The following is a 13,405-nucleotide window of genomic DNA, read 5'->3' as shown; positions in this document are numbered from 1 at the left end:
ACGGAGAACAATGATTATCAGCACCCTCACCGCCGCCAGCCTTGTGCTGATCGGCGGTTTCCTGTCCGCTCCCGTCCTCGTCGACGAACATCTCAACCGCACCCATCCCCCGTCCGGCAAGGCGCCGTCGGCAGCCACTGTGGCCCTGCATCAGAGCCTGTGGATCGCCGACCTGCACGCCGACAGCCTGCTGTGGCAACGCGACCTGAACCGCGACAGCCAGCGCGGCCACGTCGACTTTCCCCGCCTGCAGCGGGCCAACGTGGCGCTGCAAGCCTTTTCCGTCGTCACCAAGACGCCGCGCAAGATGAATATCGAGCGCAATGGCAGCGATACGGACAACATTACGGCCCTGGTGGTGGCGCAAGGCTTGCCGCCCGCCACCTGGAACAGCCTGCTGGCGCGCGCTACTTACCAGGCCGACGAACTGCGCCAGCAAGCGGCCAAGAGTCACGGCAAGATGCGCGTCATCGGCAGCCGCTCCCAGCTGCGCAGCTTCATCGCCGCGCGCGAACAAGACCCCGCCCTGCTGGCCGGCTGGCTGACACTGGAAGGCGCGCATGCGCTCGAAGGCAAGCTGGACAATCTCGATACCCTGTACCGGGCCGGCTACCGCATGGCCGCGCCCACGCATTTCTTCGACACGGAACTGTCCGGCTCCCAGCACGGCTTGAAGAAAGGCGGATTGACGCCGCTGGGCCGGCAATGGCTGCGCGCCATGGAGCAGCGCAAGATGATCGTCGACCTGGCGCACGCCTCGCCGGCCACCATCGACGACGTGTTGACGATGGCGAAACGCCCCGTGATGGTGTCGCACACGGGCGTGCGCGGCACTTGCGCCAACGGCCGCAACCTCAGTGACGCCCAGCTGAAACGCATCGCCGCCCAGGGCGGCCTAGTGGGTATCGGCTTCTGGAATACCGCCGTCTGCGGCAAGGACGTGGCCTCCATCGCGCGCGCCATCCAGTACGCGGTAAAAATGATCGGCGCCGAACACGTGGCCTATGGTTCGGACTTCGACGGCGCCGTCACCACGGCCATCGACGCCACCGGGTTGCCGCGCCTGACGCAGGCCCTGCTCGACGCGGGCCTGTCGGAGGCGCAGATCCGCCGCGTGGCCGGCGAAAACGTGCGTGACTTCTTACTGAAAAACCTGCCCGACGACGACGCCTAGACTAGCCTAGCGCCCGGACCAGGGCCTGGTCCGCCACCTGCCGCGGCCGGATGCGTATCAGCTTGCGGTACAGCGGCGGCATCGACTCGCACAGCGCCAGCAGCGCGTCTTGCGCCATGGCCGGACGCACGTACTGGAACTGTGCCGGATTATTCTCCGGCAGCGCCCCTTCCATGGTGGAGCCGTAGGCGCCCAGGGTCATGAAACTGGCGGCGCCGTCGTCCGGGCCGACGGCCAGCACGAAGGTGCCATGCTTGGGATGACCCAGGTAGCTTTTGATTTCCTCCTGCAGCGCCGGCGCCGCATTCGCCATCAATTCAAAACGCAGCTGAGCATACTGGCGCGTGCACTCCATGAACGGCGTGCGGATGGCCGACTGGTTCAACTTGCCCGGCATGCACAGCAGCAGGTTGCCGAAGGAATCGAGCAAGGCGGCCGCGTCGCCCTGGCCGCCATCGCGCACGTCCTGCTCCATGGCCGCCTGCAGGAATGGCGCCAGGCCCGCATCGGGCGCATGCGGTTCGCAGCGGTAAGTCAGGGCGTCTGGATAGCGGCGGCGCAAGGCGCGCACCACGGCATGCTCGGACGGCAAGGTGGCGGGATCGCGCAGCTGCACGTCGTCGCCGGCGTTCAGCAGCTGCATCACCTGCGCCGATGTCGACTCGAACACGAGCGAGCACAGTGCCTGCGTCGCCTCATGGATGCTCTTGCCGATGAAAAAAGATTTGGGCGCGGCGCCGGACGGCAGGCGCGCATACTCGGTGGCGCCGCGCACGGCCGGATAGCAAAAACTGCGGCCGGCCTGCGCCTGCAGCGGCGCCGGCAAGGCCGTAAACGTGGCGCCGCCATCGTAGTTGATGCCCGCCTTGACGTCGGGCGCAGCCACGACCACGTTGAAACCGGCGGCCAGAATCGCTCCCGTGCACATGCAGCAGGGGTCGAGCGAAGTGACGATGGTCAGTTCGCCCGGCGGCGGCAGGGGCGTGCCCTTGGCCCGCTCGGCGAAATACCAGTCCACCAGCTGGCGCTCGCCATGCGCGGTGGGGTCGAACACCAGGCCCTGGCGCACGACGTTGTTGTGCATCGATTGCAGCACGTTGCCGGCGCCGTCGAGCAGCACGCCGCCCACGCCGAAGGTGCCCTGCGTCTTGGCGGCCATGGCTTCGGCCGCGGCAATCGCCACGGCGGCCTGGATGTCGATCGTCTTGTTCAAACCAGCCCTATGGTTTCATGTCCAGGTCGGAACTGCCGAAACCGTGCGGCAGCAGCCAGCCCGCCGTCACTTCCAAGACATCGTTTTTCAGGTTCGTCAGGATCACCGGCAGGTCGGCGCCGCCCATCTCGAAGATCACCTGGCGGCAGGCGCCGCATGGCGAAATCGGTTCCGCCGTGTCGCCCGTGACGGCCAGTCTGGCGAAGTCGCCCGGTTTGCAGCCATGCGCGATGGCGCTGAAAAACGCCGTGCGCTCGGCGCAATTGCACAGGCCATAGGCGGCATTTTCCACGTTACAGCCGCGGAAGACGCGGCCATCCTTGCACAGCAGCGCCGCGCCCACCTTGAAACGCGAGTATGGCGCGTAGGCCAGTTCACGGCCGGCGTTGGCTTCGGCGATCAGTTCTTGGTTGTTCATCTTTTCTGCAATACCTTTGAAATCATTAAGGCCGGGGTCAGCCCCTCAACACCGCCGACACATGGTTCAGCGCCATCACAAACGGGGGTCTGACCCCAGTGTTACTTTACGGACGAATGGTACGGTAAATCACCGGATTGGCCGCCAGCGCCACCGCGCCGATGGCAAACGCTTCCTGGATTTCCCTGACGGCTTGCTGCGCCGCCGCTGCCGTGCGCGCGTGGACCATGGCCAGCGGCTGGCCAACGGCCACTCGCTCGCCCAGTCCCACGAGGTCCGTCAGGCCGACGGCGAAATCGATGCTGTCGCTCGGACGGCGGCGGCCACCGCCCAAGGCGACGACGGCCAGGCCGATGGCGCGGCAATCGCGCACGTTGGCAAAGCCGGCCGACAGCGCCGGCGCCGGCACGACGAACGGCGCCTGTTCCAGGTGTTTATCAGGATGTTCGACCAGATCCGCCGGGCCGCCCAGGGCCGACACCATGCGCGCAAAGCGCTCTGCCGCCGCCCCCGAATCGAGGGCCCCGATCAACTTTACGCGCGCTTCCTCTTCGGTGGCAGCCAGGCCGCCCAGCACCAGCATCTCGGCGCACAGCGCCAGGGTCACTTCGTGCAGGCGCGCGGGACGCGACCGGCCCGTCAGGTAATCCATGGCGCCGCGCACTTCCAGCGCATTGCCGGCGTACGGCGCCAGCGATTCGTTCATGTCCGTCAAAATCGCCGACGTCTGCATGCCCGCGCCATTGCCGACGGCGACGATGCTCTCGGCCAGTTCCACCGACTTGTCGTAGGTCGGCATGAAGGCGCCCGTGCCCACTTTCACGTCCATCACCAGCGCGTCCAGCCCGGCCGACAGTTTCTTCGACAGGATGGAGCCGGTGATCATGGCCACCGATTCCACCGTGGCGGTGACGTCGCGGATGCTGTAGAAACGCTTGTCGGCCGGCGCCAGCTGCGCCGTCTGGCCGATGATGGCCACGCCGATGTCCTGCACCACCTTGCGGAACAATGCATTGTCCGGCACCGTGCAGTAACCGGGGATGGCGTCGAACTTGTCGAGGGTGCCGCCCGTATGGCCCAGGCCGCGGCCCGAGATCATCGGCACGTAGCCGCCGCACGCGGCGACCATGGGGCCCAGCAGCAGGGAGACCACGTCGCCCACGCCGCCCGTCGAATGCTTGTCGACGATGGGGCCCGGCAAGTTCAGCGAACGCCAATCCAGCACCTGGCCGGAATCGCGCATGGCCAGGGTGAACGCCACGCGCTCGTCCATGTTCATGTCGTTGAAATAGACGGCCATGCCCAGCGCCGCGATCTGCCCTTCGCTGACGCTGCCGTCAGTGATGCCGCGCACGAAAAACTGGATTTCCTCGGCGCTCAGCACGCCCTTGTCGCGCTTCTTGCGGATGATTTCCTGGATTAAAAACATGGAATAACTCCAATAAGAATAGGTTTGGGGTCAGTCCCTGCGGGATCGGGATACGCCCATTGGCGTATCCCCCCGACGGGTCTGACCCCAGCTTTGCAATTCCAATGATCAGTCAGTTAAACGCCGTAAGGAATCCACACGTTTTTCACCTGCGACGCATGCGCCAGCACGGCACGGCCACCGCTTTGCGCAGCGCTGTACCAGTCGCGGCCTTTGGCGCCGCCGACCCAGGTGCGCTTCAGGGTGCCTGCCGACAGACGCTCGACTTCCGCGCAACCGTCAGCGGAGCCGTCATGGCGCCAGACGGCGTCGATGTCGGCGTGCGTGGCCAGGGTGCGCGCCAGTTCATCGGCGTTGCCGCTGATGATGTTGACGACGCCGCCCGGCAAGTCGGACGTGTCGAACACCTGGTACAGGTCCAGCGCGGAGAGCGGATGCGCTTCCGACGGCACCACCACCACGCGGTTGCCCAGCGCGATGGCCGGCGCCACCAACGAGATGAAGCCGAGCAAAGGCGCTTCGTTCGGGCAGACGATGCCGATCACGCCAACGGCTTCGTTCAACGCCACGGTGATGCCCTTGGTGGGCGGCTGGTGCGCCAGGCCGTCGTACTTGTCGGCCCAGGCGGCGTAGTAGAACAGGCGTTCGATCGATGCCTGCACTTCCTTCTCGGGATTTTTACTGCCCGTCATGGCGGCGATGCGGGCGGCAAATTCGTCGGCGCGCGCGGCCAGGTTTTCAGCGATGTAATACAGCACTTGCGCGCGGTTGTGCGCCGTGGCGCTGGTCCAGCCGGACGCCTTGTGCGCCGCTTCGACGGCGTTGCGGATGTCCTTGCGGCTGCCCACGCCCACCTCGGCCAGCAGGGCGCCGTTCGCGCCAAATACCGGCGCGCTGTAGGCGCTGTCAGGGCGCGCCTGCTTGCCGCCGATGTACATCTTGGCCGTGCGGTCGATGGCGAACGGATCGGCTGGCGCCGGCTTCGCATTGGCCTTGGCTTTCGCTTCCACCACAGGCAGGGCCGGACGCGCATCTTCGGCCAGGGCCGTCATGTATTCCAGCATGCCTTCGCGGCCGCCTTCACGGCCGAAGCCCGATTCACGGTAGCCGCCGAAGCCGCAGGCCGCGTCGAACTGGTTGGCGCTGTTGATCCACACCACGCCAGCCTTGATGGCGGGCGCGATATCGAGGGCCAGGCTGATCGACTCGGTCCACACGCTGGCGGCCAGGCCGTACACCGTGTTGTTCGCCAGCTGCACCGCTTCGGGCGGTGTGCGGAAGCTCATGGCCACCAGCACGGGGCCGAAGATTTCAGCCTGTGCCACGGCAGCCGACGTCGACGCGCCCGTGATCAGGGTAGGCGGGAACCACGAGCCGTCAGCCGGCAGTTCGCACGCCGGTTGCCACACGTCGCAGCCTTCGGCACGGGCCGAATCGACCAGCGCGGCGATGCGCTGGCGCTGCACGGGGTCAACCAGCGCGCCCACGTCCATCGATTTGTCCAGCGGCGAGCCGAGACGCAGGTTTTCCATGCGCGCGCGTACCTTGTTCAGGAAGCGTTCCTGGATCGATTCCTGCACCAGCAGGCGCGAACCGGCGCAGCACACTTGCCCCTGGTTGAACCAGATCGAATCGACCAGGCCTTCCACGGCGCCATCGAGGTCCGCGTCTTCGAAGACGATGAACGGCGACTTGCCGCCCAATTCCAGCGACAGCTTCTTGCCGCTGCCGGCCGTCGCTACGCGGATCAAACGGCCCACTTCCGTCGAACCCGTAAACGCGATCTTGTCGACGCCAGGATGGTTGACGATGGCCGAGCCCACGCGGCCGTCGCCTGTGACGATGTTGACCACGCCGGCCGGCACGCCCGCCTGCACGCACAGTTCGGCGAACAGCATGGCGGTCAGCGACGTGAATTCGGCCGGTTTGAAGACGACCGTGTTCCCGGCCGCCAGGGCCGGGGCGATTTTCCACGACAGCATCAGCAGGGGGAAATTCCACGGCACGATCTGGCCCACCACGCCCACGGCGCGGTAGTCGGCGAATTCTTCCGACTGCAGCTGCGCCCAGCCGGCGTGATGGTAGAAATGGCGCGCGGCCAGCGGCAGGTCGATATCGCGCGTTTCGCGGATGGTCTTGCCGTTGTCCAGGGTTTCAAGCACGGCGAACAGGCGCGAATGCTTTTGCAGCAAACGGGCCAGCGCGTACATGACTTTCGCGCGGCCGTGGCCGCCCATGCCCTGCCAGACGGGCAGCGCGCGGCGCGCCGCTGCCACGGCGCGTTCCACGTCCGCGTCGCTCGCTTGCGTGAGCTCGGCCAGTTGCGTGCCGTCGGCAGGATTGGTCGAGGCGAACAGCTCGGCCGGCTCGCTCCAGGTATTGTCGATGAACAGACCGAATGTGCGCTGGTGGCCGTCGAGCCACGCCTGCGCTTCTTTTTGACTTTCGGGAGCAGGGCCGTAGTCCATAGTAGTGAGAATCTCGTTAATTGTTGGCATGACGATTGTTCTTTAAGGTTGTGCGTGACGATGATTGGCCGAGTAGCTGCCGGTGACGTAGTGCTCGAGCTGGCGCTCGATGTCGGTCAGCAGGCTGGAAGCGCCGATGCGGAACAGGTGCGGCTGCAGCCATTCGTTGCCCAGTTCTTCCTTCATCAGGGTCAGGTATTGCAGCGCACTCTTGGCCGAGCTGACGCCGCCGGCCGGCTTGAAGCCCACCTGGAAGCCCGTCTGCTCGTGGTATTCGCGAATCGTGCGCACCATCGTCAGGGCCACGGGGATGGTGGCGTTCACGCCCTCTTTGCCGGTGGAAGTCTTGATGAAATCGGCGCCCGCCATCATGCAGACCCACGAGGCCTTGGCCACGTTTTCCATGGTCAGCAGGTCGCCCGTGGCGAGAATCGCCTTCACGTGCGCTTCGCCGCACGCCTTGCGATAGGCCAGCATTTCGTCGTACAGCACTTGCCAGTTGCCGTTCAGGACGTGCTGGCGCGTGATGACGATATCGATCTCGGAAGCGCCGGCGGCGACCGACAATTCGATCTCGCGCAGCTTCGTTTCCATGCTCGTCAGGCCGGCCGGGAAACCCGTCGACACGGCGGCGATGGGCAGGCGGCCCTGGATGACTTTCACGGCCGGGGCGATCATCTCGTGGTACACGCACACGGCGCCGGTGCTCAACTGCGTCAGGCCCAGCGCGTCCATCAGGTCGGCGCGCAGCGGGCGCATGGCCTTCATGCACAGGCGCTCCACGCGGCCCGGCGTATCGTCGCCGCCCAGGGTGGTCAGGTCGATCATCTGGATGGCTTTCACCAGCCAGGCGGCCTGGTATTCCTTTTTCACCGTGCGGCGGTTCGCCAGGCTGGCCGCGCGGCGGTCTGTCGCGGCGCGGTTGACGCGGATCTGGTTGATCCAGCCCAGGTCGAGGCCAACGGCCTCGTTACGCTTGAATTCGGGGTGCATGAGTGTCATAACAAGCTGGTTCCATTAGCAAGTGGTGGTACGCCAAGGTGCTTGGCGAGGGTTTGGCCAATATCGGAGAACGTCTCGGAAATGCCCAGTGCGCGCGGAGCGACGCCGGGACCGAAGAAGATCATCGGAATGTGTTCGCGGGTGTGGTCGGAGCCGTGCCAGGTGGGGTCGCAGCCATGGTCGGCGGTGATCACGACCAGGTCGCCTTCCTTGAGCTTGGCCATGAATTCCGGCAGGCGCGCATCCATTTCGCGCAGCGCGTCGGCATAGCCTTCGACGTTGCGGCGGTGGCCGAACGCCTGGTCGAAATCGACGAAGTTCACGAAAGTGAGCGACTTGTCCTGCACTTCATCGGCCGTCTTCAACAGCGCTTCGAACAACGCCATGTTGTCGACGCCCTTCACCACTCTGGAAATGCCCTGGGTGGCGAAAATGTCGCTGATCTTGCCCAGGCCGACGACTTCGCCGCCCGCATCCTTGACGTGGTCGAGCAGGGTCTTGCTTGGCGGCGCCACCGCATAATCGTGGCGGTTGGACGTGCGCGTGTAGTTGCCGTTGCTGCCGGTGAACGGGCGGGCGATGACGCGGCCGATGTTGTAGGGCTCGACCAGCTTGAAGGCCATTTCGCACACGTCGTACAGGCGTTCGAGGCCGAACGATTCTTCGTGCGCGGCGATCTGCATCACCGAGTCGCCCGACGTGTAGATAATCAGCTTGCCGGTGGCGACGTGTTCATCGCCATGCTTGTTGATGATGTCCGTGCCCGAGGCATGGCAGTCGCCGAGGAAGCCGGGCACGCCGGACATGGCTTTCAGTTTGTCGGTCAGGTCGGCGGGGAACGATGGCGTGGTGCGGGGAAAATATCCCCAGTCGAATTCGACGGGCACGCCGGCGATTTCCCAATGGCCGCTCTGCGTGTCCTTGCCGGTGGAGCGCTCGCGCGCCGCGCCGTAGGCGCCGGTGAAACCGTCGCGCTGGTCGAAGCCCGTGGCCCATTCGCCGCTGGCCAGGTGCGCCGCGGCGCCCAGGCCCAGGCGTTCCATGTTCGGGAGTTTCAAGGTCTTGCCGCTTTTGGCGACAGTGCTGGCAATGTGGCCAAAGGTATTGGCACCTGCGTCGCCATACTTGGCGGCGTCTGGCGTCGCGCCAAGGCCGAAGGAATCAAGCAGGAGGATAAATGCGCGTGACATGATAAGGCTCGCTTTAGGAATGATGCGGGGTGATGCGGACAGTGTAGGCCGGATTGTGCCGGTCTGCCGCGCGGCAGCGCCGGTGGCCGGCGCGCCGCTACTGCGTAAAAAAGTGCTTAGGCTTGCGGTTTTTCAGCGACTTTGGCCAGGAAAGCGAGGATCAGCTTGACCAGGTCTTTCGCGCCGATGGCCGCGTATTTCAAGGTTTGTTCGTGCGACAGGGCGAATGGCGACATGCCTTCGGCCAGGTTGGTGATGACGGACACACCCACCACTTTCAGGTCGCAATGGCGCGCCGAGACCACTTCCGGCACCACCGACATGCCGACCGTGTCGGCGCCCAGGCGGGCCATCATGCGGATTTCGGCGGCCGTCTCGAAGTTCGGGCCCGGGTAGGCGACGAACACGCCTTCGTGCAGGGTGATGCCGCTGGCCGCTGCCGTGTCCTTGACCAGCTTGCGCAGATCCGCATCGTAGGCGTTGGCCATGCTGAAGAAGCGCGGGCCGAAGCGGTCGTCGTTCGGGCCGACCATCGGCGTGCCTGGCAGCAGGTTGATATGGTCGCTGATGGCCACCAGGCTGCCGGCGTCCACTTCAGGGCGCAGGGAACCGGCGGCGTTGGTAACGAACAGCATTTCGCAGCCCAGCAGTTTCAGGGTGCGGATGGCGCTCGTCATCACGCCCATGCCATAGCCTTCATAGAAGTGGCCACGGCCCTTCATGCAGACGACGGCGACGCCCGACAAGGTGCCGACCACCAGCTCGCCCGCATGGCCGTGCACGGTGCTGATCGGGAAACCGGGCAATTCGTCAAAGCTGATGCTGACGGCGTCCGTCATCTGCTCGGCCAACACGCCCAGGCCGGAGCCGAGGATCATCGCCACGCGCGGCTTGAAATTTTCAGGAGCGCGGGCACGGATGATTTCGGCGGCGTGGAAAGGGGTGTTGTTCGACATGGTTATCCTCTGATTGACTAATGATGATGGGTTGCTGCCCGCATGGCCGTGCCGGTATGGACTGCGGCCCAGGTAGCGGGTATGTATGGTGGTACTGGTATATCGAAATGCGTATGCCTCTATTTGCCGCCACTATGCATCAAACGGAATATGTATGGCAAATACCATTTTTCTTACCCATTTATACAATTCAAATATAAATGGCCGATATTATAGTCGAGGCTAGCCCAGGCCCGCCATGCCCGGGAAATGCATGCATACAAGCTCCATACGAAGGTTTTTTCTGCGTACTTGGCACACGCTTGACACCAATCGGACAAATGTTTACAGTCCAAGACAAATGTTTAACCCTTCAGCGAAACCTTGTGACCGATACCAATAAAAAAGACCAGTTGTACGCGCTGATCCGCAACAACCCCTTCATCTCGCAGCAAGACCTGGCGAGCGAGCTGGGCTTGTCGCGCTCGGCCGTCGCCGGCCACATCGCCGGCTTGATCCGCGAGCGACGCCTGCTGGGACGCGCCTACGTGCTGCCCGACAGCCGCCCGGTGCTGTGCATCGGCGCCGCCAACCTCGACCGCAAGATGCGCACCCTCGCCACCCTGCAGATGGGCACCTCGAATCCCGTGCGCTCGGAAGAAGTATTTGGCGGCGTGGGCCGCAACATCGCGGAAAACCTGGCCCGATTGTCGATTCCCGTCGCCCTGCTGACGGCGCTGGGCGATGACGCGGCCGGCCACGCCCTGCAGACGCACGCGGAAGACGCGGGCATCGACATGCGCGGCAGCCTGCACCTGAGCAACACCAGCAGCGGCACTTACACGGCCGTGCTCGACGAACATGGCGAAATGCTGCTGGCGATGGCCAACATGCAACTGTACGAACAGCTGACCCCGGCCTTTCTGCACAGCCGCCAGCCGCAGCGCGCCGCCGCCGCCCTCACCGTCTGCGACCTGAACCTGGGCCACGACAGCGTGCAGGCGCTGCTGGCCGACGCGCGCCAGGACGCGGCCCACGCGACGCCCCTGGTGATCGTCGCCGTCTCGCAGCCGAAGATGGCGCACCTGCCGCAAGACCTGACGGGTTTGCATCTGCTGATCCTGAACCGGGGCGAGCTGGAAACGCGCGTGGCGCGCGCCTTGCCCACGGCGTTTGAAGTGCGCGCCGCCTGCCGCGAAGTGCAGCGCCAGGGCGCGCGCCAGGTGATCGTCACCTGCGGCGGCGAAGGCGTGTATTTCACCGACGGCGACAGCCTGGACGCGCCCATCGTCCACCTGGCCGCGCGCGAAGTGGACGCCGTCGACGTGACAGGCGCCGGCGACGCGTTTTCCGCCGCCGTCTGCTGGTCGCTCTACCACGACAGCAGCGACTTGAAACTGGCGTGCCGGCGCGGCCTGAAGCTGGCGGCCATGACCCTGGAATCGGCCGCCACCGTCTCGCCCCATATTTCGGCCGACGCCCTCGACGACATCGACGACGCCGACCTGGCGCCGCCTCCCCCTACCCTCTTTCAACAGGATTGACACATGACGCAACTGAATAATTTCCTCTCGTTCTCGCAAGAAGTGCTCGCCGCGCGCGCCGCCGGCAAGGCCATCGTGGCGCTGGAATCGACCATCATTTCGCATGGCATGCCATATCCGCAAAACGTGGAAATGGCGCGCGAAATGGAACAGATCATCCGTGACGGCGGCGCCGTGCCGGCCACCATCGCCATCATCGGCGGCAAGATCTGCGTGGGCCTCTCGCCCGAGCAGCTCGAACTGCTGGGCACCTCGCCCGACGCCATGAAGGTCAGCCGCCGCGACCTGCCGTTCGTGCTGTCGCAGGGTAAACTGGGCGCCACCACCGTGGCCGCCACCATGATCTGCGCGGAACTGGCCGGCATTGCCGTGTTCGTCACGGGCGGCATCGGCGGCGTGCACCGCGGCGCGGAAACGAGCTTCGACATTTCGGCCGACTTGCAGGAATTGGCGCACACGTCGGTGGCCGTCGTCTGCGCGGGCGTCAAATCCATCCTCGACATCGGCCTGACCCTGGAATACCTGGAAACCCATGGCGTGCCCGTCATCAGCGTGGGCCAGGAAGGTTTCCCCGCCTTCTTCACGCGCGAAAGCGGCTTCAAGGCCGATTTCCGCCTCGATACGGCCGCCGAGCAGGCCGCCTTCATCGGCACCAAGTGGCAGCTGGGCTTGAAAGGCGGCGTGATCGTCAGCAACCCCGTTCCCGCCGCGCAAGCGATGCCGAAGGAAGAGATCGACGCCATCACCACGCAAGCCTTGCAGGAAGCGGACGCGGGTGGCGTGAAGGGCAAGCAGGTCACGCCTTTCCTGTTGTCGCGCATCAAGCAACTGACGGATGGCCGCAGCCTGGCGACGAATATCGCCCTGGTCAAGCACAATGCCCAGGTCGGCACCGCGCTGGCCATTGCCATGCAGGCGGTCGTGGCACGATAATAGAACTGCTGTAATGAAAGCGCGCGCGCCGTTACCGGTCCGCGCGCCGTTCCATCGCCAGGCACCACGCAACGCCAAGGAAAGCATGTCCATCGATCTGAAACAGTTAAAGTATTTTCTTGCCGTCGCCGAGGAGAAAAGCTTCAGCCGCGCCGCCGAGCGCCTGCATATCTCGCAGCCGCCGTTGAGCCAGCAGATCATGAAACTGGAAAGCGAACTGGGCGTGCGTCTGTTTGCGCGCACCACGCGCACCTTCGAGCTGACCGTGGCGGGCAAGGCGCTGATGAACGAGGCGGCCGAGCTGCTGGCCAAGATGCGCATGACCATCGACACCATCCGCCAGATCGACCGCGGCGAAGTGGGCCGCTTACGCGTGGGCATCGTCGGCTCGGCCATGTGGGGTCCCATCCCCAGCCTGCTGGAAGAATTCCAGACCAAATTTCCCCGCGTCACCTGGACCATCCATGAATTCGGTCCCACGGTGCAATACGAAGCCTTGCGCGCCAAACAGATCGACGTGGGCTTCTGGCGCGAACCCAAGCTCAACGACGACGACTTGCGTCACGACAATCTGCGGCAGGAACTGTGCTTCCGCGAAAACGTCTGCGTGGCCGTCAACGAACACCATCCATTGGCCAAGAACACGGCCATCGAGCTGATCGACATCGCCCACGAGCCGATGCTCACCCTCAACCTGGACAAGTCTGCCTTCCCCCGCTACCTGGTGCAATGCTGCATCAATGCCGGTTTCGAACCCGTGATTTTCCAGGAAGCAAGCGAACCGCAAACCCTGCTGGCCATGGTGGGCGCGGGCCTGGGCGTGACCCTGGTGCCGGAAACGACGAGCCGCATCGGCTGGCCCGGCGTGGTGTTTCTACCGATCAAGACCAATCCGCCGTCGGCCAATCTGTACATCAGCTACACCACGCTGGACGACGCTCCCGTCGTGCGGGCTTTCCTGAACATCATCAATCCCCCATCAGCCTGAGAACGCGAACAAAACCTACTGCGCGTCGCGGGTCGCGGCCTCCGATGCTCACTGTGCATTCGCACAGCTCCGCTTCTCGACCACAACTCACTGCCGCTCGCTACGGTTTTG

Annotated in this window: 11 protein-coding genes; 4 read left to right on the top strand and 7 right to left on the bottom strand. The window is 64.7% G+C overall.

From position 1 onward, the window contains the following. Positions 1–10 precede the first annotated feature (10 nt). Positions 11–1,174: a dipeptidase gene (locus tag ACQ4W4_RS13175; RefSeq protein ID WP_436542380.1), complete on the top strand. Its 1,164-nt coding sequence runs from the start codon at positions 11–13 to the stop codon at positions 1,172–1,174. A 1-nt stretch (position 1,175) separates the two neighbouring features. On the opposite strand, the gene ACQ4W4_RS13170 is transcribed toward ACQ4W4_RS13175, so the two are convergent. The 7 genes from ACQ4W4_RS13170 to xapA all read right to left on the bottom strand — a co-directional run bounded on the left by ACQ4W4_RS13170 (position 1,176) and on the right by xapA (position 9,850). Beyond that, positions 1,176–2,387 (bottom strand): nucleoside deaminase, encoded by a 1,212-nt coding sequence (locus tag ACQ4W4_RS13170; protein ID WP_436542379.1) that lies wholly within the window; start codon positions 2,385–2,387, stop codon positions 1,176–1,178. A 7-nt stretch (positions 2,388–2,394) separates the two neighbouring features. Then, on the bottom strand, positions 2,395–2,805 hold the full coding sequence (locus ACQ4W4_RS13165; protein WP_436542378.1) for a cytidine deaminase: 411 nt from the start codon (positions 2,803–2,805) through the stop codon (positions 2,395–2,397). A 106-nt stretch (positions 2,806–2,911) separates the two neighbouring features. Next, the gene (deoA, locus tag ACQ4W4_RS13160; RefSeq protein WP_436542377.1) at positions 2,912–4,234 is read right to left on the bottom strand and encodes a thymidine phosphorylase; all 1,323 of its coding nucleotides are present in this window, start codon (positions 4,232–4,234) and stop codon (positions 2,912–2,914) included. A 116-nt stretch (positions 4,235–4,350) separates the two neighbouring features. Further along, positions 4,351–6,732: an aldehyde dehydrogenase family protein gene (locus ACQ4W4_RS13155; protein WP_436542376.1), complete on the bottom strand. Its 2,382-nt coding sequence runs from the start codon at positions 6,730–6,732 to the stop codon at positions 4,351–4,353. A gap of 12 nt (positions 6,733–6,744) precedes the next feature. Continuing rightward, positions 6,745–7,704 (bottom strand): deoxyribose-phosphate aldolase, encoded by a 960-nt coding sequence (deoC, locus tag ACQ4W4_RS13150; RefSeq protein ID WP_071079274.1) that lies wholly within the window; start codon positions 7,702–7,704, stop codon positions 6,745–6,747. Further along, complete coding sequence (locus ACQ4W4_RS13145; protein WP_077400032.1) at positions 7,701–8,894, bottom strand: phosphopentomutase; 1,194 nt, start codon at positions 8,892–8,894, stop codon at positions 7,701–7,703. The genes deoC and ACQ4W4_RS13145 overlap by 4 nt, the downstream gene beginning before the upstream one ends. A gap of 116 nt (positions 8,895–9,010) precedes the next feature. Continuing rightward, on the bottom strand, positions 9,011–9,850 hold the full coding sequence (xapA, locus tag ACQ4W4_RS13140; protein ID WP_436542375.1) for a xanthosine phosphorylase: 840 nt from the start codon (positions 9,848–9,850) through the stop codon (positions 9,011–9,013). 365 nt (positions 9,851–10,215) lie between these two features. On the opposite strand from xapA, the gene ACQ4W4_RS13135 reads away from it, so the two are divergent. The 3 genes from ACQ4W4_RS13135 to ACQ4W4_RS13125 all read left to right on the top strand — a co-directional run bounded on the left by ACQ4W4_RS13135 (position 10,216) and on the right by ACQ4W4_RS13125 (position 13,294). After that, positions 10,216–11,373, top strand: coding sequence for a carbohydrate kinase (locus tag ACQ4W4_RS13135; protein ID WP_436542374.1), 1,158 nt, complete (start codon positions 10,216–10,218; stop codon positions 11,371–11,373). Positions 11,374–11,376: 3 nt separating this feature from the next. Continuing rightward, positions 11,377–12,306, top strand: a complete 930-nt coding sequence (locus ACQ4W4_RS13130; RefSeq protein WP_436542373.1) for a pseudouridine-5'-phosphate glycosidase — start codon at positions 11,377–11,379, stop codon at positions 12,304–12,306. An 85-nt stretch (positions 12,307–12,391) separates the two neighbouring features. Next, positions 12,392–13,294, top strand: a complete 903-nt coding sequence (locus tag ACQ4W4_RS13125; RefSeq protein ID WP_086140167.1) for a LysR family transcriptional regulator — start codon at positions 12,392–12,394, stop codon at positions 13,292–13,294. Positions 13,295–13,405: the final 111 nt, after the last annotated feature.

This window comes from Janthinobacterium glycogeni (assembly GCF_051380725.1).
Taxonomy (GTDB): Bacteria; Pseudomonadota; Gammaproteobacteria; order Burkholderiales; family Burkholderiaceae_D; genus Janthinobacterium.
Note: the sequence above shows the minus strand (reverse complement) of the source record. Positions and strands in the feature narration are given on the sequence as shown.

What these genes read in the sequence shown, in the direction of transcription:
- deoC (WP_071079274.1), bottom strand. Translation starts at nt 7,704, where the DNA reads ATGACACTCATGCACCCCGAATTCAAGCGTAACGAGGCCGTTGGCCTC.
- ACQ4W4_RS13125 (WP_086140167.1), top strand. Translation starts at nt 12,392, where the DNA reads ATGTCCATCGATCTGAAACAGTTAAAGTATTTTCTTGCCGTCGCCGAG.
- ACQ4W4_RS13175 (WP_436542380.1), top strand. Translation starts at nt 11, where the DNA reads ATGATTATCAGCACCCTCACCGCCGCCAGCCTTGTGCTGATCGGCGGT.
- xapA (WP_436542375.1), bottom strand. Translation starts at nt 9,850, where the DNA reads ATGTCGAACAACACCCCTTTCCACGCCGCCGAAATCATCCGTGCCCGC.
- deoA (WP_436542377.1), bottom strand. Translation starts at nt 4,234, where the DNA reads ATGTTTTTAATCCAGGAAATCATCCGCAAGAAGCGCGACAAGGGCGTG.
- ACQ4W4_RS13155 (WP_436542376.1), bottom strand. Translation starts at nt 6,732, where the DNA reads ATGCCAACAATTAACGAGATTCTCACTACTATGGACTACGGCCCTGCT.
- ACQ4W4_RS13165 (WP_436542378.1), bottom strand. Translation starts at nt 2,805, where the DNA reads ATGAACAACCAAGAACTGATCGCCGAAGCCAACGCCGGCCGTGAACTG.
- ACQ4W4_RS13130 (WP_436542373.1), top strand. Translation starts at nt 11,377, where the DNA reads ATGACGCAACTGAATAATTTCCTCTCGTTCTCGCAAGAAGTGCTCGCC.
- ACQ4W4_RS13145 (WP_077400032.1), bottom strand. Translation starts at nt 8,894, where the DNA reads ATGTCACGCGCATTTATCCTCCTGCTTGATTCCTTCGGCCTTGGCGCG.